This is a genomic window from Curtobacterium sp. MCLR17_007 (assembly GCF_003234655.2).
Lineage (GTDB): Bacteria > Actinomycetota > Actinomycetes > Actinomycetales > Microbacteriaceae > Curtobacterium.
Map to the genome: position 1 here is coordinate 1,101,420 of NZ_CP126271.1, position 24,586 is coordinate 1,126,005.

At 70.9% G+C, this 24,586-nt stretch carries 24 protein-coding genes and 2 tRNA genes; 16 read left to right on the forward strand and 10 right to left on the reverse strand.

All coding sequences use genetic code 11. The features are described from left to right. Positions 1–15: 15 nt before the first annotated feature. Both DEJ13_RS05335 and DEJ13_RS05340 read left to right on the forward strand, forming a co-directional pair. Positions 16–678 (forward strand): response regulator transcription factor, encoded by a 663-nt coding sequence (locus DEJ13_RS05335; protein WP_111107916.1) that lies wholly within the window; start codon positions 16–18, stop codon positions 676–678. Continuing rightward, complete coding sequence (locus DEJ13_RS05340; protein ID WP_111107915.1) at positions 675–1,553, forward strand: EamA family transporter; 879 nt, start codon at positions 675–677, stop codon at positions 1,551–1,553. The genes DEJ13_RS05335 and DEJ13_RS05340 overlap by 4 nt, the downstream gene beginning before the upstream one ends. Here DEJ13_RS05340 and DEJ13_RS05345 read toward each other — a convergent pair. The 3 genes from DEJ13_RS05345 to DEJ13_RS05355 form a co-directional block, all read right to left on the reverse strand. After that, a complete protein-coding gene (locus DEJ13_RS05345) occupies positions 1,526–1,678 on the reverse strand; it encodes a hypothetical protein (protein WP_181437124.1) in 153 nt (50 codons plus the stop codon). The two genes, DEJ13_RS05340 and DEJ13_RS05345, sit on opposite strands and share 28 nt — an antisense overlap. 109 nt (positions 1,679–1,787) lie before the next feature. Next, entirely contained in the window at positions 1,788–2,111 is a 324-nt protein-coding gene (locus DEJ13_RS05350) for a hypothetical protein (protein ID WP_220037615.1), read from the reverse strand. A gap of 106 nt (positions 2,112–2,217) precedes the next feature. Beyond that, entirely contained in the window at positions 2,218–3,249 is a 1,032-nt protein-coding gene (locus DEJ13_RS05355) for a LacI family DNA-binding transcriptional regulator (RefSeq protein ID WP_111107913.1), read from the reverse strand. A gap of 123 nt (positions 3,250–3,372) precedes the next feature. Here DEJ13_RS05355 and DEJ13_RS05360 point away from each other — a divergent pair, with 123 nt between their 5' ends. The 8 genes from DEJ13_RS05360 (at position 3,373) to DEJ13_RS05395 (ending at position 13,523) form a co-directional block, all read left to right on the forward strand. Beyond that, on the forward strand, positions 3,373–4,668 hold the full coding sequence (locus DEJ13_RS05360; RefSeq protein ID WP_111107912.1) for an ABC transporter substrate-binding protein: 1,296 nt from the start codon (positions 3,373–3,375) through the stop codon (positions 4,666–4,668). After that, complete coding sequence (locus tag DEJ13_RS05365; protein ID WP_111107911.1) at positions 4,668–5,546, forward strand: carbohydrate ABC transporter permease; 879 nt, start codon at positions 4,668–4,670, stop codon at positions 5,544–5,546. The genes DEJ13_RS05360 and DEJ13_RS05365 overlap by 1 nt, the downstream gene beginning before the upstream one ends. After that, positions 5,543–6,502 carry a carbohydrate ABC transporter permease gene (locus tag DEJ13_RS05370; RefSeq protein WP_220037614.1) on the forward strand — a complete coding sequence of 320 codons (960 nt, stop codon included), beginning with the start codon at positions 5,543–5,545 and terminating at the stop codon, positions 6,500–6,502. Before DEJ13_RS05365 ends, DEJ13_RS05370 begins: the two co-directional genes overlap by 4 nt. After that, on the forward strand, positions 6,502–7,869 hold the full coding sequence (locus DEJ13_RS05375; RefSeq protein WP_111107910.1) for a glycoside hydrolase 5 family protein: 1,368 nt from the start codon (positions 6,502–6,504) through the stop codon (positions 7,867–7,869). The genes DEJ13_RS05370 and DEJ13_RS05375 overlap by 1 nt, the downstream gene beginning before the upstream one ends. Before the next feature lie 25 nt (positions 7,870–7,894). Beyond that, positions 7,895–10,918 carry an alpha-mannosidase gene (locus tag DEJ13_RS05380; RefSeq protein WP_111107909.1) on the forward strand — a complete coding sequence of 1,008 codons (3,024 nt, stop codon included), beginning with the start codon at positions 7,895–7,897 and terminating at the stop codon, positions 10,916–10,918. A 110-nt stretch (positions 10,919–11,028) separates the two neighbouring features. Next, entirely contained in the window at positions 11,029–12,012 is a 984-nt protein-coding gene (locus DEJ13_RS05385) for an endo-beta-N-acetylglucosaminidase H (protein ID WP_220037613.1), read from the forward strand. A gap of 340 nt (positions 12,013–12,352) precedes the next feature. After that, the gene (locus tag DEJ13_RS05390; protein WP_146245313.1) at positions 12,353–13,231 is read left to right on the forward strand and encodes an aminoglycoside phosphotransferase family protein; all 879 of its coding nucleotides are present in this window, start codon (positions 12,353–12,355) and stop codon (positions 13,229–13,231) included. Positions 13,232–13,235: 4 nt separating this feature from the next. Beyond that, on the forward strand, positions 13,236–13,523 hold the full coding sequence (locus tag DEJ13_RS05395; RefSeq protein ID WP_111107907.1) for a DUF1905 domain-containing protein: 288 nt from the start codon (positions 13,236–13,238) through the stop codon (positions 13,521–13,523). A gap of 3 nt (positions 13,524–13,526) precedes the next feature. Here the strand turns inward: DEJ13_RS05395 and DEJ13_RS05400 are convergent, their stop codons facing one another. From DEJ13_RS05400 to DEJ13_RS05420, 5 genes are all read right to left on the reverse strand, one after another. After that, positions 13,527–14,510, reverse strand: coding sequence for an SDR family NAD(P)-dependent oxidoreductase (locus DEJ13_RS05400; RefSeq protein WP_111107906.1), 984 nt, complete (start codon positions 14,508–14,510; stop codon positions 13,527–13,529). Beyond that, complete coding sequence (locus DEJ13_RS05405; RefSeq protein WP_111107905.1) at positions 14,510–15,733, reverse strand: UDP-N-acetylglucosamine--N-acetylmuramyl-(pentapeptide) pyrophosphoryl-undecaprenol N-acetylglucosamine transferase; 1,224 nt, start codon at positions 15,731–15,733, stop codon at positions 14,510–14,512. The genes DEJ13_RS05400 and DEJ13_RS05405 overlap by 1 nt, the downstream gene beginning before the upstream one ends. A 39-nt stretch (positions 15,734–15,772) precedes the next feature. Further along, positions 15,773–17,146 carry a HAMP domain-containing sensor histidine kinase gene (locus DEJ13_RS05410; RefSeq protein ID WP_111107904.1) on the reverse strand — a complete coding sequence of 458 codons (1,374 nt, stop codon included), beginning with the start codon at positions 17,144–17,146 and terminating at the stop codon, positions 15,773–15,775. Beyond that, positions 17,143–17,832 (reverse strand): response regulator transcription factor, encoded by a 690-nt coding sequence (locus DEJ13_RS05415; protein WP_181437123.1) that lies wholly within the window; start codon positions 17,830–17,832, stop codon positions 17,143–17,145. Before DEJ13_RS05415 ends, DEJ13_RS05410 begins: the two co-directional genes overlap by 4 nt. A 70-nt stretch (positions 17,833–17,902) precedes the next feature. Continuing rightward, positions 17,903–17,976 (reverse strand) — tRNA-Gly (locus DEJ13_RS05420). A gap of 52 nt (positions 17,977–18,028) precedes the next feature. On the opposite strand from DEJ13_RS05420, the gene DEJ13_RS05425 reads away from it, so the two are divergent. The 5 genes from DEJ13_RS05425 to DEJ13_RS05445 all read left to right on the forward strand — a co-directional run bounded on the left by DEJ13_RS05425 (position 18,029) and on the right by DEJ13_RS05445 (position 21,307). Further along, positions 18,029–18,331 (forward strand): hypothetical protein, encoded by a 303-nt coding sequence (locus DEJ13_RS05425; RefSeq protein ID WP_056121911.1) that lies wholly within the window; start codon positions 18,029–18,031, stop codon positions 18,329–18,331. Positions 18,332–18,389: 58 nt separating this feature from the next. Continuing rightward, positions 18,390–18,466, forward strand: a tRNA-Pro gene (locus DEJ13_RS05430). A 35-nt stretch (positions 18,467–18,501) separates the two neighbouring features. Continuing rightward, positions 18,502–19,812: a trigger factor gene (tig, locus tag DEJ13_RS05435; RefSeq protein ID WP_056121910.1), complete on the forward strand. Its 1,311-nt coding sequence runs from the start codon at positions 18,502–18,504 to the stop codon at positions 19,810–19,812. A 179-nt stretch (positions 19,813–19,991) separates the two neighbouring features. Beyond that, complete coding sequence (locus DEJ13_RS05440; protein WP_111107902.1) at positions 19,992–20,621, forward strand: ATP-dependent Clp protease proteolytic subunit; 630 nt, start codon at positions 19,992–19,994, stop codon at positions 20,619–20,621. Between the two features lie 26 nt (positions 20,622–20,647). Continuing rightward, complete coding sequence (locus tag DEJ13_RS05445; RefSeq protein WP_056121906.1) at positions 20,648–21,307, forward strand: ATP-dependent Clp protease proteolytic subunit; 660 nt, start codon at positions 20,648–20,650, stop codon at positions 21,305–21,307. Between the two features lie 281 nt (positions 21,308–21,588). On the opposite strand, the gene DEJ13_RS05450 is transcribed toward DEJ13_RS05445, so the two are convergent. Both DEJ13_RS05450 and DEJ13_RS05455 read right to left on the reverse strand, forming a co-directional pair. Continuing rightward, the gene (locus tag DEJ13_RS05450) at positions 21,589–22,236 is read right to left on the reverse strand and encodes a copper resistance CopC family protein (RefSeq protein WP_111107900.1); all 648 of its coding nucleotides are present in this window, start codon (positions 22,234–22,236) and stop codon (positions 21,589–21,591) included. Then, complete coding sequence (locus tag DEJ13_RS05455; protein ID WP_111107899.1) at positions 22,233–22,982, reverse strand: YcnI family copper-binding membrane protein; 750 nt, start codon at positions 22,980–22,982, stop codon at positions 22,233–22,235. The genes DEJ13_RS05450 and DEJ13_RS05455 overlap by 4 nt, the downstream gene beginning before the upstream one ends. Positions 22,983–23,217: 235 nt before the next feature. On the opposite strand from DEJ13_RS05455, the gene clpX reads away from it, so the two are divergent. Then, entirely contained in the window at positions 23,218–24,498 is a 1,281-nt protein-coding gene (gene clpX / locus DEJ13_RS05460; RefSeq protein ID WP_111107898.1) for an ATP-dependent Clp protease ATP-binding subunit ClpX, read from the forward strand. Positions 24,499–24,586: the final 88 nt, after the last annotated feature.

Sequence of the window (24,586 nt, forward strand, 5' to 3'; positions counted from 1 at the left end):
CACTAGTCTGGGAGCATGACCGACGGCCCGGATGCAGCACGCATCCGGGCCGTCGTCGTCGACGACGCGGTGCTGCTGCGCGAGGGGCTCGCGCGGGTGCTCGACGAGGCCGGCATCGACGTCATCGCGCAGTACGCCGACGCCGCGTCCTTCCTGGCGGCCCTGCCGGAGCAGACCCCGGACGTCGTCGTCATGGACGTCCGGATGCCGCCGACCTTCACCGACGAGGGCGTCCGCGCCGCCGTCGAGACCCGACGGACCTCCCCGTCCACCGGCGTGCTCCTGCTCTCGCAGTACGTCGAGGCGACCTACGCCGAGGAGCTGCTGGCATCCGGCTCGTCGGGGGTCGGTTACCTGCTCAAGGACCGCGTCACCCGACTCGAGGAGATCGACGACGCCGTGCGCCGGGTCGCCTCCGGCGGCACCGTGCTCGACCCCGAGGTCGTCACGCAGCTGATGCAACGACGCCGTGACCCGCTCGAGGCGCTGACGCCGCGTGAGCGCGAGGTGCTCGGGCTGATGGCCGAGGGACGGACCAACGCCGCGATCGCCCGGGCGCTCGTCATCGGCACCGGCGCCGTCGAGAAGCACGTGTCGAGCATCTTCGCGAAGCTCGCGCTGGAGGACACGGGCGAGGACCACCGCCGCGTCCTCGCCGTCCTCGCCTACCTCGGATGACCCGGTCCCCGGCCGACCCCGCCCGCTCGACCCGGATCCCCGCGCCGCTGCTCGCGCTCGCCGCGATCGTCTCGGTCCAACTCGGTGCCGCGATCGCGAAGACCCGCTTCGAGGAGGTCGGCTCCGTGGGTGCGGCCACGCTGCGCCTGGTGATCGGTGCGGCGGTGCTGCTCGCCGTCGTCCGCCCGCGGGTGCGGCACTGGCAGCGGCCGCAGTGGCTCGGGGCGGTCGGCCTCGGGCTGGCGCTCGGCGGCATGAACGTCTTCATCTACCTGGCGTTCGCCACGATCCCCATCGGGGTCGCCGTGACGATCGAGTTCCTCGGCCCGCTCGCCCTGTCGCTCGTGCACACCCGACGCTGGCGGGACGCCCTCTGGGCGGCGCTGGCGCTGCTCGGCGTCGTGCTGCTCGGGGTCGGACCCTCCGCCGTCACGGAACTCGGCGGAGTGGCCGCCGCGGTGGCGGCGGCAGGGTGCTGGGCCGGCTACATCGTGATGAACCGGCACGTCGGCTCGATCATCCCGGGCGTCGACGGGCTCGCCGTCTCGATGCTCGTCGCGATGGCCGTCTCGCTGCCGTTCGGCCTGCGGACCGCCGTCGACGGCATCGTCGCCGACCCGACCCTGCTCGTCGTGTTCGGTGCGGTCGCGGTGTTGTCGAGCGTGCTGCCGTACGCGCTCGAGATGCTCGCCCTGCGGCGGATGCCCACCCGGGTGTTCGGCGTGCTGCAGAGTCTGGGCCCGGCGATCGCGGCCCTCGCCGGGCTGGTGGTCCTCGGCGAGGCGCTCTCGCCCGTCGAGGTGGTCGCGCTCGCCTGCGTGACGGCGGCGAGCGTCGGGGTGACGGTCTACTCGGCGCGGAGGAAGTCCGCGTAGGTGGGTTCGTGCTGCTCGCCCGACAGCAGGGCGGGGTCGTTGATCCTGCGTTCGACGTAGGCAGCGATGACGTCGGGCGGGGTGAGCACGTGTGCCACCCAGGACGGCACGTCGAGGTTCTTCACGGGTGCTCCCTTCCGGTCATGGGGCGACGGTCACCGGACTGATGTCTTGATCGTCGTGATTCTTGCTGTACCGGGGCGGATCGAACGATCCTCCGCGCCAGCGCACCTGTCAATCGCGTGCGCCATGTGGAGTCCGATGCGCGCGCTCTGTCCGGAGAACGCGGTGTTTGACGGCCGAACGCCAGACCCAGGCCTCGGACTGCTGCCCGAACTGTGCCCACTCGACCAGCACCGCGTCGCGCGTCCAGCTCTTCGCGAAGGCCTTCACCCGGACGTGGAACGTCGGGAACTGGATCCACGCCCAGACCGGCAGCGGCGTGACGGCGTGGCAGACGTCCGGGCCGCGGGCGTCGTCGGACAGTGAGTAGGCGTGCGGCCGCTCGACCTCCGGGTGTTCCGGAGGCTGCCACCGGTTATCGCGACGCCGTCCCACGACGGTATTCGAACGTGTGTTCGAATGCCGCGTCAAGTCGGGCCGGGCAGCGCGGCGGGACCCGGCGGTCAGCTGCGCGTGTCGCGGCTGACGTCGAGCGACGGTCTCAGCTCGGTGCGCGGCCCGTGCTCTCGCGCACGCTCAGGGTCAGGACGGGCCCGGGCTCGGACGGCAGGGCGTGGTCCACATCGATCTGCCGGCGCAGCAGGGTGGCCGCACGCTGGCCGAGCTCGACGGTGTCGCGGGTGAGCGAGGTGATCGCCGGACGGACCAGGCGGACCATCGCCGAGTCGTCGAACGACACGATCGAGACGTCGGCCGGCACCGCGACGCCCATCTCGCTCGCGACGCCCAGGCCGGCCACCGCGAGCACGTCGTTGTCGAACACGATCGCGGTCGGTCGGCTGCGTCGGGACAGCAGCTCGCGGGTCGCGGCTGCGCCGGTGTCGGCCGCGTAGTCCGTCGGGATGGAGACCGTGTCGTCGAGGTCGTGCGCGGCGGCGAACTCGCGGAGACGGTCGATGCGCATCGCGGTGTGTTCGTACTCCGGGCGACCGGCGACGTGGGCGATGCGCCGGTGGCCGAGGGCGTGCAGGTAGCGCAGGACCTTCTCGGTGGCGTCGGAGTCGTCGATCCACACCGTGGGGGCGGCTCCGGCGGGGGCCGGGTGTGACCCGACGACCACGGTCGGCATCCCGAGCTCGTCGAGCAGGCGGAGCCGGGCGTCGTCGTGTCGCGGGTCGATGACGATCACCCCGTCGACGCGGTGGCCGTTCCACCAGTCGCGGTAGGTCTGGAGTTCCTCGTCGGCGTCCCGCGCGACCAGCAGGTTCATACCGACGTGGGAGCCGGCCAGGCCGAGCTGGATGCCGGAGATCAGGTCGCCGAAGAACGACTCGGTGCCGAGCGTGCGGGCGGGACGGTTGAGCACGAAGCCGATCGAGCCGGCCTTCGCACCGCCCAGGGCGCGCGCCGCGGTGTGGGGCTGCCAGTCGAGTTCACGGGCGACGGCACGCACCCGGGCACGGGTCGCGTCGGACACACCGGGGCGGTCGTTGAGGGCGAACGAGACGGCGCTGATCGACACGCCGGCCTTCGCGGCGATGTCGGCGATCGTCGTCCGACGCTGGATGGCCATGGCTTGACTATAACGCTTTAGTCGCTCATAGTCGGGCTCATCCGACCGGCAGCGCGATCAGCACTCAACCGGTTCAGCACGACATCAGCAGCACCATCCGCACGCACGAGGGAGTCCGACGCGATGAGATCCACCACACGAACCACCACCACCCGGGCCGTCGGCCTGCTCGCCGGTGTCGCCGCAGCGGCCCTGGCACTGACCGGCTGCTCGGCCGGCGGCAGCGGCGCGAGCGGCAACGGCGGCGGCGACGTCTCCGGCACGATCACGCTGCAGACGTGGGCACTCACGCCCACGTACACGGACTACCTCAACGGCGTCGTGAAGGCCTTCGAGAAGCAGCACCCGGACGCAAAGGTCAAGCTCGTCGACCAGCCCGGCGACGGCTACGCCGACAAGGTGCTCAGCCAGGCGTCGAGCAACTCGCTGCCCGACGTGATCAACCTGCCGCCGGACATCGCGCTGCCGCTCGCCAAGCGCGGGTTCCTGCAGGACGTCTCCAAGGACGACAGCAAGCTCTCGAGCACCTACGTCAAGGGCGCGCTCGCCGCGTACAACTACAAGGGCGTCGACGGCACCTTCGGGTACCCCTGGTACCTCAACACGGACATCGACTACTGGAACAAGACGATGTTCCAGCAGTGCGGCCTCGACCCGGCCAGCCCGCCCAAGACCACCGACCAGCTGTTCTCGCAGGCCGCGACCATGCACGCGAAGTGCCCGGACGACTACCTGATGAGCCGCAAGCCCGGCCTGAGCGACTTCTCGCTTGCCGGCGTCAAGATCATCAACGACAAGGGCACGAAGTTCACCTTCGCGGACTCGTCGAAGGCCGCCGACCTGATCAGCAAGTACGCGAAGGCGTACAAGGAGGGCCTCATGCCCTCGTCGGTCCTGAACACCGACTACCTCGGCAACTCGACCCTGTTCACCCAGGGCAAGGTCGCCTGGACCACCGGTGGCGCCACCGCGATCAGCGACTTCGAGAAGAACAACCCGTCGCTCAAGGGCAACATCGTCGTCTCCCCGGCGCTGGACAACCCGCCGCTGTACGTGCAGGGGCTGTCGGTGTCGAGCAAGTCGAAGCACCTCGCCACGGCCGAGGCCCTGGCCTCGTTCATGACGAACGCGAAGAACCAGGAGGCCTTCGCGCACCTGGTGAACATCTTCCCGTCGACCACCTCGTCGCAGTCCGACCCGTTCTTCTCGAAGGACGACGGCACCGTCGAGGGCAAGGCCCGCGTGCTCGCGAACGACGCCCTGAAGACCGCGAAGAACCTCAACCCGGTCGAGGCGAACTCGGCGATGACCGATTTCCTCGACCAGCAGATCGCCCTCGCGATGAAGGGTGACACCAGCCCCGAGAAGGCCCTGCAGACCGCGCAGACCAAGATGAACACGCTGCTGGCGAACGGCTGATGCGCGCCAACCGCTGGTTCACCCCCTGGCTGCTGGTCCTGCCGGCGCTCGTCTGGCTCGTCGCGTTCAGCCTCTGGCCGTCGATCAACACCGTCCGGCTGTCGTTCACGAACGCCAGCCCGCTCGGTGGGGTCAGCCGCTGGGTCGGGCTCGCGAACTTCCAGACCCTGCTGGCCGACCCGCAGGTGTGGGAGGCGCTGCTCAACAGCGTCATCTACATGGCGATCTGCCTGCCGCTGCTGACGGTCCTGCCGCTGCTGATGGCGGTGCTCGTCCAGCAGAAGCTGCCCGGCATCGCGTTCTTCCGCACGGCCTACTACACGCCGGTGATCGCCAGCGCGGTCGTCGTCGGGCTGATCTGGAACTGGATCCTCGACGACCGCGGCGTCATCAACGAGATGGTGCAGTCGCTCGGGATCGCGCAGGGGAGCATCCCGTTCCTGACGGACCGGTGGCTGCTGCTGTTCAGCGCGATCAGCCTGACGGTCTGGAAGGGCCTGGGCTACTACATGATCATCTTCCTGGCGGCCCTCGGGAACGTCGGCAAGGAGCTGCACGAGGCCGCTGCCCTCGACGGCGCCGGGTCGATCCGCCGCTTCTGGAGCGTCACGATGCCCGGGGTCCGCGGCACCCTCACCCTGGTCGGGATCCTCGTGTGCGTGAGTGCGCTCCGGGTGTTCAGCGAGCTCTACATCCTGACGAACGGCACGGGCGGGCCCGGCGGGCAGGACAACTCCCTGGTCATGCTCATCCAGCAGTACGCGCGCGGCTTCACGGGCAACCTCGGGTACGCGTCGGCGCTGAGCCTGCTGCTCTTCGCGGTGACGCTCATCCCGATGCTCGCCCTGGCGCGCATGAACAGCAAGGCGGACCGATGACGAACACGACGACCGAGCCGGTCATCGGCGGCAACGCCGGCACCGCCGCACCGACGCCGGACGTGACCGGCGCGACGGGCGGAGGGGGAGCCTCCCGTCCGCCCCGTCGGCGCCGCCGCGCCGTCTGGGGCGTCATGTCCACCCGCGAGAAGGCCATCAGGTACGTCCTGCTCATCGTGGTGCTGTTCATCACGATCGGGCCGTTCCTCTGGCAGCTCTCGACGTCGCTCAAGGGCCCCGGCGAGGACATCTACACGGCGAACCCGTCGTTCATCCCGTCGCAGCCCACGTTCGGCAACTACCTGCGCGTCGGCGACGCGATCCCGGTGTTCGGGTACATCGGCAACTCGCTCATCGTCGCGGCGATCGACGTCATCGGGAACATCGTGTTCGCGACGTTGGCGGGCTTCGCCCTCGCCCGGCTGCAGTGGCGCTTCCGCAAGGCCGTGCTCGGGCTGTTCCTCGCCACGCTCGTGCTCCCCGGCGAGGCGACGATCATCTCGCAGTTCGTCACGGTCAAGGACCTCGGCCTGGCCGACAACCTGGTCGGGGTCGCCCTGCCCGGCATGATCGCCGCGCTCAACGTGCTGCTCATGTTCAACGCGTTCCGGCAGATCCCCGACGAGATCGACCAGGCCGCGGTGATGGACGGCGCGAACGCCTGGCAGCGGCTGCGGTACATCTCGCTGCCGGCGGTCCAGGGCACGATCGCCGTCATCGCGATCTTCGCGTTCATCGGCGCGTGGGACGACTTCCTCTGGCCGCTCATCGTGCTGCAGTCCCCGGACAAGCTGACGCTGACGGTCGGGCTCGAGTACCTGCGCGGCACGTTCGGCACCGACCAGCGCCTGATCGCGGCCGGCACGATGATCGCGTTCATCCCGATCGCCGTGATCTTCGCCGTCCTGCAGCGGTTCTTCTTCAAGGGCGTCGAAGAGGGCGGTGTGAAGGGCTGATGCGGTTCGGTGTCAACTACACCCCGTCGGTCGGCTGGTTCCACTCGTGGCTCGACTTCTCGGCCTCGGACACGGCGCGTGACCTCGAGGCGATCGCGTCGCTCGGCGCCGACCACGTGCGGGTCTTCCCGCTCTGGCCGGTCGTCCAGCCGAACCGCACCCTGATCCGGCAGCAGGCGCTCGACGACGTCGCCAGGGTGGTCGACATCGCGGCGTCGTTCGGCCTCGACGTCACGGTCGACGCCCTGCAGGGACACCTGTCGAGCTTCGACTTCCTGCCGTCCTGGCTCGACTCGTGGCACCGGCGCAACATGTTCACCGACCCGGACGTCGTCGCGTCGACCGCCGCGTACGTGCGAGCGCTCGCCGCAGCGGTGGCGGACCGGCCGAACCTGCTCGGGATCACCATCGGTAACGAGGTCAACCAGTTCGCGCACGCCCCGCACCCCTCACCGCACGCCATCACGGCCGAGCAGGGGCACACGTGGGCAGCGGCGATGGTCGCCGCGGCACGGTCCGGACTGGCGTCCGCTGGCCGGGAGGCCCCACTCGGCTCCGGCGCGGCGGCCGCGTCCGGCAACGGGTCCCGCTCCGGGCCGCTCGTCACCGTCGCGCAGTACGACGCCGCCTGGTACGACGACGCCCAGCCCTTCGGGCCGGAGCACGCGGCCGACCACGGTGACGCCACCGTCACGCACTCATGGGTGTTCAACGGCGCGGCCGCCGTGCACGGAGCACTCGGTGCCGGGTCCGTCCGTCACGGCGAGTACCTGCTGCAGCTCGCCGCGGCCTGGAACCACGACGCCGCGCGGCCGAACTGGCTGCAGGAGGTCGGCGCCCCCACCAACGTCGTGCCCCTCGCCGACGCACCCGCGTTCACGGAGCAGACCATCCGGCACGCGCTCGACGTGCAGCACCTGCTCGGGGTCACGTGGTGGTGCTCGCACGACGTCTCCCGCTCGCTCGCCGACTTCCCGGAGCTCGAGTACGACCTCGGCCTGCTCACGAACGAAGGCCGCGTGAAGCCGACGGGGGAGCGGTTCCGGGCGATGGCACGGGAGTTCGGCGGCAGCGATCGTCCTGCCCGGACCGCTCCGCACGTCGGCCTGGTCCTCGACGACGTCCGGCCCGACGGCACGCCTGCACCCGGCGTCCGTGCCGAGTGCGCCCCGGGCGGCCGGTTCGCCGCCGCCTGGCTCGCCCTCGCCGAGCAGCACGGTGTCGGCCCCCGGGTCGTCCTGCGATCGCGGCTCGCCGACACGGAGCTGCTCGCCGCCCGCGGGGTGACGAGCACGATGGACGTGCCCGCCGACACCGACGCCGCACACACCCCGATCTCGGTCGCGCACCCCGCGACCATGCCCTGATCCTCCCCAGCCCCCGGAAGGCACCATGCACGACGACATCCCCCTGACCACCGGCCGCGCTCGACGGGTCCTCGACGAGCGGATCACCCCCGCGGTGCACGGTACGGCGACACCGCTCGACGTGGCGTGGCACGAGCTCCCCGGCGAGCCGATCGCCCCCGTCGAGGGCCTCGCGCTGACGTTCGAGCCGTACGAGGTCGGCACGCCGTGGGGCGCCGCGTGGGGCACGACCTGGTTCCGGCTCTCCGGCACCGTCCCGGTCGCCTGGACCGGGCGACGTGTGGAGGCCGTCATCGACCTCGGGTTCGACAAGAACATGCCGGGCTTCCAGTGCGAGGGGCTGGTCTACCTGGCCGACGGCACGCCGGTGAAGTCGATCAACCCCCGCAACCAGTGGGTGCTCATCGCCGAACAGGCAGTCGGCGGGGAGACCGTCGAGTTCTTCGTCGAGGCCGCATCCAACCCGGTGCTGCTCGACTACCACCCCTTCCTCGTGACGCAGGAGGGCGACATCCAGACCTCGTCGTCGAAGCGGCTCTACACCTCGCGGCGGATGGACCTCGCCGTGTTCGAGTCCGAGGTGCACGAGCTCGCCCTCGACATCGACGTGCTGCTCGAGCTGCAGGAGGAACTGCCCCAGGGGCCGCGCCGCATGCGCATCCTGCAGGCCCTCGACGACGCGCTCGACGCCCTCGACCTGCAGCACATCGCCGAGACCGCGCCCGATGCCCGGGCCGCGCTCGTCGACGTGCTGGCCGCACCCGCCGAGGCCTCGGCGCACCGGATCTCCGCCGTCGGCCACGCGCACATCGACTCCGCGTGGCTCTGGCCGGTGCGCGAGACGATCCGCAAGGTCGCGCGCACCACGTCGAGCATGACCGAGCTCATCGACCAGACCGACGACTTCCTCTACGGCATGTCCAGCGCGCAGCAGTACGCCTGGATCAAGGAGCACCGCCCCGAGGTCTACGCCAAGGTCAAGGACGCCGTCGCCGCCGGCCGGTTCCTGCCGCTCGGCGGGATGTGGGTCGAGTCCGACACCGTGATGCCGACCGGCGAGAGCATCGTCCGGCAGTTCTCGCAGGGCCAGCGGTTCTTCGAGCGCGAGTTCGGCATCCGGCCCAAGGGCGTGTGGCTGCCCGACAGCTTCGGGTACTCGCCGGCGCTCCCGCAGCTGATGCGTCGCGCCGGCTTCGAGTGGTTCTTCACGCAGAAGATCTCGTGGAACCAGGTGAACAAGTTCCCGCACCACACGTTCCTGTGGGAGGGCATCGACGGGTCGCGGGTGTTCTCGCACTTCCCGTCGATGGACACCTACAACTCGCGGCTCTCCGGGTCCGAGGTCGCCAAGGCCTCGCGCCAGTTCCGCGAGAACCGTCTGGCGTCCGGGTCGATCGCCCCGGTCGGCTGGGGTGACGGCGGCGGTGGCACCACGCGCGAGATGACCGGCACCGCAGCACGGCTCGCTGACCTCGAGGGCAGCGCGCGCGTGACGTGGGAGCACCCGGACACGTTCTTCGACCGGGCCCGGTCCGAGCTGGAGAACCCGCCCGTGTGGGTCGGCGAGCTCTACCTCGAGCTGCACCGCGCGACCCTGACCAGCCAGCACCAGACCAAGCAGGGCAACCGCCGCAGCGAGCACCTGCTCGTCGAGGCCGAGCTCTGGGCAGCCACGGCCGCCGCCCGCACCGACTTCGCGTACCCGTACGACGAGCTCGACGCGCTGTGGCAGCAGGTCCTGCTGCAGCAGTTCCACGACATCCTGCCGGGTACCTCGATCGCCTGGGTGCACCGCGAAGCGGTGGCGAAGTACGCCGAGGTGGCGAACCGCCTGGAGGCTCTCATCGCCGCCGCCCTGTCGGCACTCGCCGGTCACGGGGACCGGACCGTCGTGGTGAACCCGGCCCCGACCCTCCAGTCCGGCGCCCCCGCGCTCGGCTCGACGCTCGCGACCGACGTCGCGGACGCGACCCCTGTCGCGCTCGCCGACGCGGACGGCGGGTTCGTGCTCACCAACGACCTCGTCCGCATCGTCATCGACGGCCGCGGACTCGTCACCAGCGCGGTCGACCTGAGCACCGGACGCGACGCGATCGCCCCCGACCAGGTCGCCAACCTGCTGCAGCTGCACCAGGACTTCCCGAACATGTGGGACGCGTGGGACGTCGACCGGTACTACCGCAACCGGGTCGAGGACCTGGTCGACGTCACCAGCCTGACGGGTTCCGTCGACGCGGACGGCACGGCGCGGGTCGTCGTGTCACGCGCGTTCGGGTCGTCGACGCTCGAGCAGCGGATCACCCTCGCTCCCGGCTCCCGGACGCTCGAGTTCGCGCAGACGACCGACTGGCACGAGACCGAGAAGTTCCTCAAGGTGGCGTTCCCGCTCGACGTCCGCGCCGAGCACACGCTCGCCGAGACCCAGTTCGGCGCGCAGAAGCGGGTGACCCACACGAACACCTCGTGGGAGGCAGCGAAGTTCGAGACCTCGATGCACCGCTACGTCCTGGCCGAGGAGCCGGGCTTCGGCGTCGCGCTCGTGAACGACTCGATCCACGGCTTCGACGTCACGCGCGACGCCGTCGACGGCCACGTCACGACGACCATCCGGCTGTCGCTGCTGCGGGCACCGCGGTTCCCGGACCCGGAGACCGACCAGGGCACGCAGACGCACCGGTACGGCATGGTGATCGGCACGGACGTCGTCGGGGCCACGACCGCGGGCATCCTGATGAACACCGCGTCACGCACGGTCACGGGCGATGCGGCGTTCGCACCGCTCGTGCAGGCCTCCGGCGACGTGGTCGTGTCGAGCGTGAAGCTCGCCGACGACCGTTCCGGCGACCTGGTCGTCCGCGTCTACGAGCCCGCCGGACGCCGGGGGACCGGTGGCCTGGCGGTCGACGGGCCCTTCGGTGCGCCGGTGGAGGTGACCCTGCTCGAGGAGCCGGACGCCGCGCTGCCCGGTGTCGCCGCCGTCACCGACGGGGTCGCCGCGTTCGCCGTGGACGCCTTCGAGGTCCGCACCTTCCGCTTCCCGCGGAGCTGAGACGCCCGCCGCCGGGACCTCGGGTGTCCCGGCGGCGGGTCCCGGACGACGGTCGTCGTCCGGTCCGGGCGGCGACCGTCGTCCGGTTCCGTCACTCGACGAGGAGTGTCATGAAGCAGTCCATGAAGATCGGGATCGTCGCGGCGATCGTCGCGATGGTCGCCGTACCGCTGGTGCCGTCGGCCGCGTCCGCGGCGCCGGCCGGGGCATCGTCCGCAGGGGTGTCGTCCGCCGGGAAGTCCCCGGGGAAGGGGCACGGCCACGGGCACGGCCACCCGGGGCACCCGCATGTGCGGGCGACGAAGTCCGGGCCGACGAGCATCGCCTACGTCGAGGTCAACAACGACCAGCTGTCGAACGTCGGCCGGTACACGTTGGCGAACGGCGCGAACGCGTTCGACGTGGCGATCATCTTCGCCGCGAACATCAACTGGGACGGCTCGAAGGCGGTCCTGTCGAACAACGAGAACGTCCAGGCGACGCTCGACGCCGCGGCGACGCAGATCCGGCCGCTGCAGGCGAAGGGCATCAAGGTGTCGCTGTCGGTCCTCGGCAACCACCAGGGCGCCGGCATCGCGAACTTCACCTCGCAGGCCGCCGCCGCCGACTTCGCGTCCCAGGTCGCGGCGACGGTGGGCAAGTACGGGTTGGACGGCGTCGACCTCGACGACGAGTACTCCGACTACGGCACGAACGGCACCGCGCAGCCGAACGACCAGTCGATCGGGTGGCTGGTCAGCGCGCTGCGGGCGGACATGCCCGGCAAGCTCATCTCGTTCTACGACATCGGCCCGGCGTCCTCGTCGCTGTCGACGTCGAGCGCGGCCGTCGGGTCGAAGCTGGACTACGCCTGGAACCCGTACTACGGCACGTACTCGGCGCCGTCGATCCCGGGGCTGCCGAAGTCGAAGCTGTCCGCTGCGGCCGTGGACATCCAGAACACCCCGCAGGCCACCGCCGTGTCGCTCGCGCAGCGGACGAAGTCGGACGGGTACGGCGTCTTCATGACGTACAACCTGCCCGACGGTGACGTCTCGCCGTACGTGTCCTCGTTCACCAAGGTGCTGTACGGGCAGTCCGCCGTCTACCGGTAGCGCGGCTGCGTGTGGGGCGGCTGCGTGTCGCGCGGTCGGTCGTGCTCGCGCCGCTCCGGGTGATCCTCACGCCGCTCCGTGCGGTGCGCGGTTGATGGCCCCGTGCGAGGTTGTTTCCTCGCGCGGGGCGATCAACCTCGCACGTGGCAGCAACCTCGCACGGTGCGGCCCGCGCACGGGGCGATCAACCTCGCACGTGGCAGCAACCTCGCACGGTGCGGCCCGCGCACGGGGCGATCAACCTCGCACGTGGCAGCAACCTCGCACGGTGCGGCCCGCGCACGGGGCGATCAACCTCGCACGTGGCAGCAACCTCGCACGGTGCGGGTACGGTGCTCGTGTGGACGACGACTCGGTTGACGCGGTGGTCTGGGCCCGGGAGGTCCTCGCCGAGCAGGGGACCGACGTCCTCGGCGTCGAGCAGATCCGGCAGCGCGCGTGGAGCACCGTCTGGCGCGTCACGACCAGTGACGGCGACCACTATCTGAAGACCGCGCCCGACGGGGTCGCTGCCGAACCCGCGGTCCTCCGGATCCTGGCGCTCCACGGGGTCCCGCACGTGCAGCACCCCGTCGCGGTGCAGGGCAACCACGTCCTGCTGCCCGACGGCGGCCCGATCGTCCGGCTGTCCGACGCAGTGTCGCGCGACGCGGCCTGGCTCGACGTGATGCGCCACTATGCCGAGGTGCAGTGGGCCACCGAGCCCGCCGCGGCCGACGACCTGGTCCGTGCCGGGGTGCCCGACGTGCGCCTGGGGGTGCTGCCCGACGTCGCAACGGCGCTGGTGGACCGGTGGGCGCCCGAGGTCAGTGCGGCGCTGCCGATGCTCGGGGATGCCGCCGCCGAACTCGACGAGCTGCTGCCGATGGCGACCGTCGAGCACGGCGACCTGCACACGGGGAACGCCTTCGCGCGGGAAGCCGTGCCGTTCGACTGGGGTGATGCGTGCGTCTCGCATCCGTTCTGCAGCCTGCTCGTCGCCGGTCGTGAGGACGTGCCCGGCGCGGTCGACGCGTACCTGGAGACCTTCTTCGACGAACCGGGCGTCGGTGACGACCCGGACGTGCAGCACCTGGTCGGGCTCGCTACCACCCTCGGTGTCGTCCCGCGGGTCCTGAGCTGGCAGCGGGCCATCGATGCGTCCGGCGACGCGATGCCGACCGACTACCGGACAGCGCCGCGCGACTGGCTGCTGACCCTCGTCGGTCAGGAGCGCTGAGGACGTGGAGCTGACCTTCCGCACGAGCGTGATCGAGTGGCGCGGACCCGCGCCGTTCTTCTTCGCGCCGGTGGCCGACGACGTCGCCGACCTGATCGCCGAGCTCGCCCCGTCGCTGACCTACGGCTGGGGCGTCATCCCCGTCGGGGTCCAGATCGGTCGGACCCGTTGGACGACGTCGCTGTTCCCGAAGGACGGCGGGTACCTCGTGCCGCTCCGTGCCGCCGAGCGGCGGGGCGAGGGGGTCGGCCTGGGCGACGAGGTCGAGGTGACCCTGACGCTCGACGCCTGAGCGTCACACCTGGTACCGGCGCGAGGCCGGTCGGTCCCGCAGCCACGCCCACGTGCGCGCCAGCCCGTCCTCGAGGGTGACCTGCGGCGCCCACCCGGTCAGGGACCGCACGAGGCTGTTGTCGGACAGCAGCCGGTCCACCTCGCTGGCCTCCGGGCGGAGCCGTGCGTCGTCCACGACCACGCGCGCCCGCCGCCCGCTCACCGCGACGAGCATCTCGGCGAGCGCACCGATCGAGACCTCGGAGCCGGTGCCGAGGTTGCACGTCCGCCCGATGGCAGCGTCGGAGGCGCCGATGGCCAGGAAGCCCTCGACTGTGTCGGTCACGTACGTGAAGTCGCGCGTCGGGGTCGTCGAGCCCAGGCGGATGACGTCCGACCCGGCCGCGAGCTGCTCGAGCACGGCGGGGATCACCGCGCGGGCGCTCTGCCGCGGGCCGTAGGTGTTGAACGGGCGGCACACGGCGACGGGCGTGCCGAACGCCGCGTGGTACGACAGCACCATCGCGTCCGCCGCGATCTTCGACGCCGAGTACGGCGACTGCGGCTGCGCCGGGTGCGACTCGTCCATCGGCACACGCAGGGCGCTGCCGTACGTCTCCGAGGTCGACGTGTGCACCATCCGCGCGCCGTGACGCCGGCACGCCGCGACGACGTTGTGCGACCCGACCACGTTCGTCTGCACGTAGGACTCGGGCGCGACGTACGAGTACGGGATCCCGATCAGCGCCGCCAGGTGGAACACGGTGTCGGTCCCGGCGACGGCCTGGTCGACCAGGAACGGGTCGCGGACGTCGCCCGCGAGCACCTCGACGCGTGGGTCGTCGAGGTACGGCGCGAGGTTGCCGGCCTCGCCGTACGGCTTGTAGTGGCACAGGGCACGGACCCGCGCGCCCCGGTCGACGAGGGCGTCGACGAGCGCGGACCCGATGAAGCCCTCGGCTCCGGTGACGAGGACGCGGCGGCCCTCCCAGTGGTCGTCGTGCATCATGCGGTCCTTCCGTTGGTGGTGGTGGCGGTGCTTCGTGCGAGTTCGATCGCCCAGCTGGCGACGGCGTCCGCCGCCGCGGCGTGCGGGGTCGCGGTGGCCCATCCGAGGTGCGGACGCGGACGGCCGGACGGGAGGCCCGGCTCGGCTCCGCTGCGCGCGGCCAGTTCCGAGACGGCCGCGTCCAGGGCGCGGGCGTCCAGTTGGTCGTCCGGCAGCACCACGACGGGGGCCCCCGACGCGGCCAGCGCCCGGGCGTTCGCGGTCTGGTGGTCGTCGGTGGCGCCGGGGAACGGGACCAGGACGGCGGGCACGCGCAGGTGTTCGACCTCGGCGACGGTGCAGGCCCCGGCGCGGGTGACGACGACGTCGGCGGCCGCGTAGGCCGAGGCCATGTCCTCGATGTGGGACACGACGGTGACGACGCGGTCGGCGCTGCGCTCACGGAGCCCGCGTCGGACGTCGTCGGCGTGGACGCCGCTGGCCTTGAGCAGGACCCGCACGGGACGGTCCTGCCAGTTGGTCGCCCCGAGCTCGACGACGACGCGGTCGATCGAGACCGCGCCGAGGCTGCCGCCCGAGACGACCACGAACCGCTCGTGCGGTTCGATGCCGAAGGCCCGTCGCGCAGCGTCGCGCATCGCTGCACGGTCGCACGACGCCAGCGCGGCGGAGATCGGGATGCCGACACGGCGAACGTCGGAGCACCCGGCGAAGGTGCCGTCGGTCGGGTCGAACGCGGTGGCGACCCGACCTGCGAGCCGTGCGGCCAGGACGTTGGCCAACCCGGGGGTGGCGTTCGACTCGTGGACCAGGACCGGCAGGCGCAGGGTCCACGCCGCGACGACGGCGGGGACACTGGGGTAGCCGCCGACGCCGATCACCACGTCCGCCCGACGCTGTCGCAGCTGGCGCCGCGCGCGGAGCACGCAGCGCACGAACCGGGCCGGGAACCCGAGCGCCGAGCCGGTCAGCCGGCGTGGGACGGGACGCATCGGAGTGGTGTCGAGCCGGTACCCGGCGGCGGGGACGAGCCGGGCCTCCAGGCGGTCGGGGGTCCCGGAGAAGGTGACGACCGCGCCGGGCGCGAGTCGTTCGACGGCGGCGGCCACGGCGAGCCCGGGGTAGATGTGCCCACCGGTGCCGCCGGCCGCGACGACGACGCGGAGCGGTCGTGCCCCGTCGGCGGTCCGTGGGTTCGTGTTCGAGTGCAGCATGACCATGCCGACAGGGTCGGACGGGGACGTGACGCGAACATGAGGTCAGTCGGCCGTCGGGCCTCCGGCGCTGCGCAGCGTGATCCGGATCGTCGTGCCGGTGCCCGACGGCCCCGCGTGCGCGGAGACGGACCCGCCCGACGCCGCGCAGATCTGCGCGGCGATCGCCAGGCCGAGTCCCGAGCCGTGCCGGCCCCGGGCCGACGCTGCCCGGTGGAAGCGGTCGAAGACGCGCTGCCGGTCCTCGGGCGGGATGCCGATGCCGCCGTCGGTCACCTCGATCGACGTGGTGTCCGCCGTGACGCGGACCCGGACGTCGACCGGGGTGCCCTCGCCGTACTTCCCGGCGTTGTCCAGGACGACGTCGAGGAGCCGACGGAGCCGCCCCGACGCGATCACGACGGGCGCTCTGGCGACGGGTGCCGCTTCGTCGGCTGCGTGCACCGTGACGGAGACGTCCCAGCGGCGGGCGGTGGTGTCCGCGACCTCGTGCAGGGCCGTGACGAGGTCCTCGGAGTCGAGGGAGCCTGCGTCGTGCCGGTCACCCCGCGCCAGCTCGGACAGGTCGTCGACGGTCAGCTGCATCGCGCGGAGCTCCTCGGACACCGCCAGGCGCAGCGCTCGCTGCGTGCCCGGGTCGAGCGCACGGTCGCCGCCGAGCAGCTGCAGGTTCGTCCGGAGCGTCGTGAGCGGCGTGCGGAGCTCGTGCGAGGCGTCCGCGACGAAGTCCCGCTGCCGGTCGCTCGCTGCCGCCAGCCGCGCGAGCATGTCGTCGAAGGCATCGGCGAGACGTCCGAGCTCGTCGTTGCGGTGCACCTCGACCCGGGCGTGCGGGTCGGCAGTGTCACGGACCCGGCGCACCGCGGCGTCGAGCGACTGGATCGGGCGCAAACCCACGGCCGCCACCACGTACCCGAGGACCGCCGCCAGCACGATGGACAGCGCACCGGCACCTGCCAGGGCGATCCACGTGCGCCGGACCGCGACCTCGGTCTGGGCGAGGGGGATCCCGACCATAACCGCCTCACCGTCGCGGACGGGCACCACCAGGACCCGGACACCGTCCTGCGTCGACCGTGCACTCGCGCGCTCGCCGGTCGCCACCCGGTGCGCCGCCGCCGTGAGCACGAGCGGACCCCGCCCGGACCCCACGGCGTCGTCCCGGGTGACCTCGCGCGCGCACGCCGGTTCGACCACGTACCGGCACTCGCTCGCCGCGTCGCCCGTGTAGCCGGCGTCCGTCTGCAGGAGCCGCTGCACCCGGGTGGCCTCGCGCTGCAGCGCGGTGTCGAGCGCACCGTGCAGCTGCGTGGTGACCACGAACCCGGTGAGCACCGCGACGAGCAGCCCGGCCAGCGCGACCGCCCCGGCGACCAGCGCTGCGAGTCGTCGGCGTAGCGACCCGGTCCGGGTCCTCACGGTTCGAGCCGGTAGCCGAGGCCCCGCACGGCCTTGACGGCGGGGTTGCCGGTGGCGGCGACGAGCTTGCGGCGGACCGCGCTGACCAGGACGTCGAGCGCGTTGGACGCCGGGGGAGCGGCGCCGTCCCACACGGCGTCCACGAGCTCGTCGCGCGTCCGTGTCCGCGTCGGATCGCGGAACAGGAGCTCGGCGACGACGGACTCGGACCGGGTGAGGTCGACCGGGCCGCTCGCGGTGTGCAGGACGCGCTGGGCGGCGTCGAGCGTCACGCCCGCCCAGGTCGGCCGGTCGTCGGTCGACGTGCGGGTGCCGCCACCCCGCCGGACCAGTGCGCGGACACGGGCGCGGAGCTCGTCGACGTCGAACGGCTTGCCGAGGTAGTCATCGGCACCCGCGTCGAGCCCGTCGACGCGTTCGTCCGGGCGGTGGTGGGCGGTGAGCATCATCACCGGGACCGCGTCGCCCGCCGCACGGAGGGCCCGGCAGACGCCGAGTCCGTCGAGGAACGGCATCGCCAGGTCGAGGACGACGGCGTCGGGGTCGTGCGCGACGACCGCGGTCAGTGCCTGACGCCCGTCGGGCGCGGTGACGACCCGGTGGCCGTCGGTCTCGAGCGCCACCCGGATGCCGAGCAGGACGTTCGGGTCGTCGTCCACCACGAGGACGGTCGTTCGCTGTGCCATGCGGGACATGCTGACATGTCGCCGGTCAGCGTTGGCTGGAGACAAGCGTCCTGTGGAGGGAAGGGCCCTGTGGAGGGGATGACGGGAATCGAACCCGCGTAGCCAGTTTGGAAGACTGGGGCTCTACCATTGAGCTACATCCCCGCGCACGTGCACGAAGCACAGCGGGACAACCATACCGGACGAACCGCACTCGATGATCCTGCCCCCACCGGACGCGTCCGCCCAGCGCACCATCCGGCGCTCGCGCATCGTGTCGTACGTGCTGGTCCTCCTCGCCGCCGTGGTGCTCTCGCTCCGTCCCGACCTGTTCGGCGACCCACAGACCCAGCCGGTGCACGCACTCCTGCACGTGTGGCGGATCGTCCTCGGGCTCGTGCTCGCCGTCGCCGCGCTCGCCGTGCAGGTGGCGGTCGGGGTCCGGTGGCGCCAGCGCCTGCGGCAGCAGTTGCCCACAGCTGAGGAGCCACCCGGGAACGGGACACCGTCGGACCGCTAGACTCATCGGCGTCGCATGCGCCCTACCCGGTGTTCGCGAGCACCCTGGCCCAGTCAAACGGGGCGTAGCTCAGCTTGGTAGAGCGCCCGCTTTGGGAGCGGGAGGTCGCAGGTTCGAATCCTGTCGCCCCGACCAGGACACATCACCGACAACCATCAGGAGAACCCCCCTTGGCCAACAGCACCGTCGACAAGGTGAGCGAGACCCGCGTCAAGCTCACGGTGAACGTGACGCCGGAAGATCTCAAGCCGAGCATCGACCACGCGTACAAGCACATCGCCGAGCAGATCAACATCCCCGGCTTCCGCAAGGGCAAGGTCCCGCCGGCGATCGTCGACCAGCGTGTCGGCCGCGGCGAGGTCCTGAACCACGCCGTCGGCGACGCGATCGACACCTTCTACCGCCAGGCGGTCGACGAGCAGGAGCTGCGCATCCTCGGCCGTGCCGAGGCCGACGTCTCCGAGCTCCCGAACGTCAACGACTTCACCGGCGACCTCGTCCTCACCTTCGAGGTGGACGTCCGTCCCGAGTTCGACCTGCCCGACTACAGCTCCTACGAGCTGACGGTCGACGCGGTCGAGGTCTCCGACGACGAGATCGAGGAAGAGCTGCAGAACCTCCGCACGCGCTTCGGCACGCTCGTCACGGTCGACCGTCCGGCGACCAAGGGCGACTTCGCCCAGATCGACCTGACCGCCACCATCGGCGACGACGAGGTCGACTCGGCCACCGGCGTCTCCTACGAGCTCGGCTCGGGCGACCTGCTCGAGGGCATCGACGAGGCGCTCGAGTCCCTGACCGCGGGCGAGTCCACCACCTTCGAGTCGAAGCTCGTCGGCGGCGACCGCGAGGGCGAGACCGCCCAGATCGCCGTGACCGTCACCGCCGTCAAGGAGCGCGAGCTCCCCGAGGCCGACGACGAGTTCGCCCAGATCGCCAGCCAGTTCGACACCATCGACGAGCTCAAGGGCGACCTCAAGGAGCAGATCGCGAAGTCCAAGACCTTCGGTCAGGGTTCCGCGGCGCGCGACGCCCTCGTCGAGAAGCTGCTCGAGGACGTCAACATCCCGATCTCCGAGAAGCTGATCGAGGACGAGGTCCACCGTCACCTCGAGCAGGAGAACCGCCTCGAGGACGACGAGCACCGCAAGGAAGTGGCCGAGTCCAGCGAGACCGCGTTCCGCTCGCAGATCCTGCTCGACTCCATCGCCGAGAAGGAGTCGATCCAGGTCTCGCAGGAAGAGCTCACGCAGTACCTGATCCAGGCCGCCGCGCAGTACGGCATGGAGCCCGGCGAGTTCATCAAGGTGATCGACCAGAACGGCCAGATCCCCGGCATGGTCGGCGAAGTCGCCCGTTCCAAGGCCGTCGCCACGGTCCTCAGCAAGGTGACCGTCAAGGACAGCAACGGCGGCGACGTCGACCTGTCCGCGTTCACCGCGGGTGTCGCACAGGAGCCGGCCACGGCCGACGCCGAGTAGTCCGGCAGTCGACGCGACCGCGTCACCAACAGGAGGCACGGTGCCAGCTGGCACCGTGCCTCCTGTCTGTTCGTGGCCGGGTTTCCGGCCGCCCGCATTGCCGACAGCGAACAGGCGCGAAGTGGTGCGTTGCAACCGATAAGTTCGACATCAAGCGACAACTGAACGGGAGCTTTTCCATGGCCGAAGCAACACTGAACCCCAGTGTTTTTGACCGCCTTCTGAGAGACCGGATCGTGTGGCTCGGCTCCGAGGTCCGCGACGACAACTCGAACGAGATCGCAGCCAAGCTGCTGCTGCTCGCCGCCGAGGACCCTGAGAAGGACATCTACCTCTACATCAACTCGCCCGGTGGTTCGATCACCGCGGGCATGGCGATCTACGACACGATGCAGTTCGTGCCGAACGACATCGTCACCGTGGGCATCGGCCTCGCCGCCTCGATGGGGCAGTTCCTGCTCTCGTCGGGCACGCCCGGCAAGCGCTACATCACCCCGAACGCCCGTGTGCTCCTGCACCAGCCGTCCGGTGGCTTCGGCGGCACCGCCGCGGACATCCAGACGCAGGCGAAGGTCATCCTCGACATGAAGCAGCGCATGGCCGAGCTGACCGCCGAGCAGACCGGCAAGTCCATCGAGCAGGTCCTCGTGGACAACGACCGCGACAACTGGTTCTCGGCGCAGGAAGCGCTGGACTACGGGTTCGTCGACCACCTGCGCGCATCCGCGTCCGAGGTCGTGGGCGGTGGTGGCACGGTCGCCGACGGCGAGACGCCCACCGCGGCAGCCGACCCCGACGCCCAGTCCTGACCCCCACCGAAGAAAAGGAAACGAGAATGCATCTCCCCATGCTCGGTGGCGCGCAGAACGTCCCGGCTCCCTCCGATCGGTACATCCTCCCGAGCTTCGAAGAGCGCACGGCCTACGGCTACAAGCGGCAGGACCCGTACGCGAAGCTGTTTGAGGACCGCATCGTGTTCCTCGGCGTCCAGGTCGACGACGCGTCGGCTGACGACGTCATGGCCCAGCTGCTCGTGCTCGAGTCGATGGACCCCGACCGCGACATCGTGATGTACATCAACTCGCCCGGTGGCTCGTTCACCGCGATGACGGCGATCTACGACACGATGCAGTACATCCGCCCGCAGATCCAGACGGTCTGCCTCGGGCAGGCCGCCTCGGCGGCGTCCGTGCTGCTCGCCGGTGGAACGCCCGGCAAGCGTCTGGCGCTGCCGAACGCCCGCGTGCTCATCCACCAGCCCGCGGTCCAGCAGGGCGGCGGTCAGGCGTCCGACATCGAGATCCAGGCGGCGGAGATCCTCCGCATGCGCACCTGGCTCGAGGAGACGCTGTCGAAGCACTCCAACAAGACCGCCGAACAGGTCAACCACGACATCGAGCGCGACAAGATCATGTCCGCGGCCGAAGCCGTCGAGTACGGCCTGATCGACCAGGTGCTGACGAGCCGGAAGAACCTCCCCGCGCTCGCCCGCTAGCAGCAACGACGAAGGGCCCCGCACCGACCGGTGCGGGGCCCTTCGTCGTGCGTGGCGGTCGTCCTGGAGGCTGCTCGTGCCGCGCCGACGTCGCATGACACGCCGCCGGGTTGGCGCCGAGGTCGCAGAATCTGCCGCGCCGGCCAGCCCGGAGCGGCAGTTCGCGCGACCTCGATGGACGTGAGCGGCGCGTCGTGCGACCTCGGCGGGGCAGGCCGGGCCCGGCAGGCAGGCAGGCCGGGCGGGCGGGCGGGCCGGCCGGGCGGGGCAGGCGGGCCGCGTCAGTCCTCGGTGTCGTCGGGGTCCGCCGCGGGCGCGGGGCGGCGCCGGACCAGCAGCAGCACGGTGACGACCGCGGCGACGAGCACGAGTCCACCGGCGCCGATGAACAGCGCGTCGGACGCCGAGGAGTCCCCGCTGCCCGACGCGGTCCCGGTCGTGGTGTCCGACGACGACCCCGCAGACGCGCAGGCCGGCGGCTTCGCCGAGCCTGCCGCGGGGATGAACCCGGTCGGGGCCTTCCACGTGAAGGCGTACTCGTCCGAGACGGTGTGCCCGTCCGCGGAGACGATCTGCCACTCGACCTGGTACTTCCCGGATGCGCCGAGCGAGGCCGTCGTGGTCATCGAGGGGCCGTCGATCGCGACGCAGCCGTCCTCGTGGTAGCGGCCGTCCGGGCCGACGACGCGGAACGCGAACCCCGAGCCGGTCCCGCCGATGTCGAGCAGCTTGTCGTTCGTGGTGATCTCGAACGCCTTCGGCAGGGACGTCAGGGTTCCGTCGACCGCGGGCGTCGACGCGATCAGGTAGTTGTGCGCGTTCGCCGGACCGGCGAGCCCGAAGACCGCACCGCCGACGGCCAGGAGGACCGTGGCGGCGCCCGCCAGGAGCCTGCTGGCCGGCGCGCGCCGGGTCGACGACCGCGTCACTTGGTGCTGCGGCGTCTGGTGGCGGCGACCGCCACGACCAGTCCGGCTGCGCCGAGCACCAGACCGCCGAGGCCGAGGAACCGGCCGACCAGGTCGGGCTCGGAGGCCGAGGCGCCGGTCGTCGAGGACGAGGCAGCGGCCGCCGTGGGCGCGTCGTCGTCGGTGGCGGCAGCCGCGTCGTCGTCACCGTCGGTGCTGGCCGAGGCTGCCGTCAGCGTGATCGAGGGCGCCGGGTGCTCGGGCTCCGCCTGACCGGCCTTCTGCGCCTGGTCCCACTCGGTCGAGCCCTGCTCGCAGGTCTGGGTGACGGGCAGCGAGACGACGTCGCCCGCCTTGCCGTCCGGCAGCGAGAACGACAGCGAGAACGTGTCGCGCTCGTCGGCGGGGAGCGGGGTCTTCGCCGTGTACGTGACGCTGGTGACCCGTTCGCCGGCGTCCGCGGTGGACTCGTCGTCCGAGGCAGCGGACGCGCTCGTGTAGGGCTCGGTCGTCTTCGTGATGTCCCAGTTCGGGTTCACCGTCGGTGTGACCTCGATGACCGAGGACGGCACGTGGAACTGCAGCTTGGTCGTGGGGGAGCCGTCGCAGCCGTGCGGGACCGAGAACGTGGCCGTCGTGTAGGAGTTCGCAGCGGTGCTGGTGCTCGTCGCCTCGACGTGGGCACTGGCGGAGGCGGCGGTGCCGAGAACGATGGCTGCGGCGACCGCGACGGTCGCTGCGCTGCCGACGGCGAGGCGCTTCTGCATGGGGTGGATCCTCTCACGGTGGGACTGGGCACGTACCGGTGGTGGACGGGCGCGCTGCTCTACAACTTGTAGAACTCGTGGTCCCAACGTAGCAGGACGCAACGCCCAGGGCGAACGCGCCCGTGGAAACGCGCTCGGCGTCGCCGTGACTGTCGTCGGATGCGGTTAGGCTCGGGTCCACGACGACCTCGTGCACCGGCGCATCGGTGCACGTCGACCAGGGAAGGCTGCGAGCATGGCACGCATCGGAGAGAGCGCGGACCTCCTCAAGTGCTCCTTCTGTGGCAAGAGCCAGAAGCAGGTACAGCAGCTGATCGCCGGTCCCGGCGTCTACATCTGTGACGAGTGCGTCGAACTCTGCAACGAGATCATCGAAGAGCGCCTGGCCGAAGCCAGCGACGAGTCCGGCAGCGGCGAGTTCGAGCTCCCGAAGCCGCGCGAGATCTTCGACTTCCTGCAGGAGTACGTCATCGGGCAGGACCCGGCCAAGCGGGCATTGGCGGTCGCCGTCTACAACCACTACAAGCGCATCCGCGCCCAAGGCACGATCACCGCCGCCGAAGACCGCGACGACGTCGAGATCGCCAAGAGCAACATCCTGCTCATCGGACCGACCGGCTGTGGCAAGACCTACCTGGCGCAGACCCTGGCCAAGCGGCTCAACGTGCCGTTCGCGGTCGCCGACGCCACGGCCCTGACCGAGGCGGGCTACGTCGGCGAAGACGTCGAGAACATCCTCCTGAAGCTCATCCAGGCCGCCGACTACGACGTCAAGCGCGCCGAGACCGGCATCATCTACATCGACGAGGTCGACAAGATCGCGCGCAAGGCCGAGAACCCCTCGATCACGCGCGACGTCTCGGGCGAGGGCGTGCAGCAGGCGCTGCTCAAGATCCTCGAGGGCACGGTCGCCTCCGTCCCGCCGCAGGGCGGACGCAAGCACCCGCACCAGGAGTTCATCCAGATCGACACGACGAACGTCCTGTTCATCGTGGCCGGGGCCTTCGCCGGTCTCGAGGAGATCGTCTCCTCGCGCGTCGGCAAGCGTGGCATCGGCTTCGGCGCGCAGCTGCACAGCTCGCTGGACCACCAGGACCTGTACGCCGAGGTCCTGCCCGAGGACCTGCACAAGTTCGGGCTCATCCCCGAGTTCATCGGTCGTCTGCCCGTCGTCACCACCGTGTCGCAGCTCGACCAGGCAGCGCTCATGGAGATCCTGACCAAGCCGAAGAACGCCCTGGTCCGTCAGTACCAGCGCATGTTCCAGATCGACGGCGTCGAGCTCGACTTCGACCAGGGTGCGCTCGAGGCGATCGCCGACCTCGCGGTGCTGCGTCAGACCGGTGCACGTGGACTCCGCGCGATCATGGAAGAAGTGCTCGGCCCGATCATGTTCGACGTGCCCTCGGACGACGACGTCGCCCGCGTGGTGGTCACCCGTGCATCGGTCCTCGAGAACGCCGCGCCGACGATCGTGCCGCGTCAGCAGACGAAGCGCATCGAGAAGTCCGCGTAGCTTCCTCGGTCCCGCGCGTCGCACTCTCGCACGGACATCGCGCCCCGGTTCCCCGGGGCGCGATGTCCGTATCGGGGTGCGATGCGGT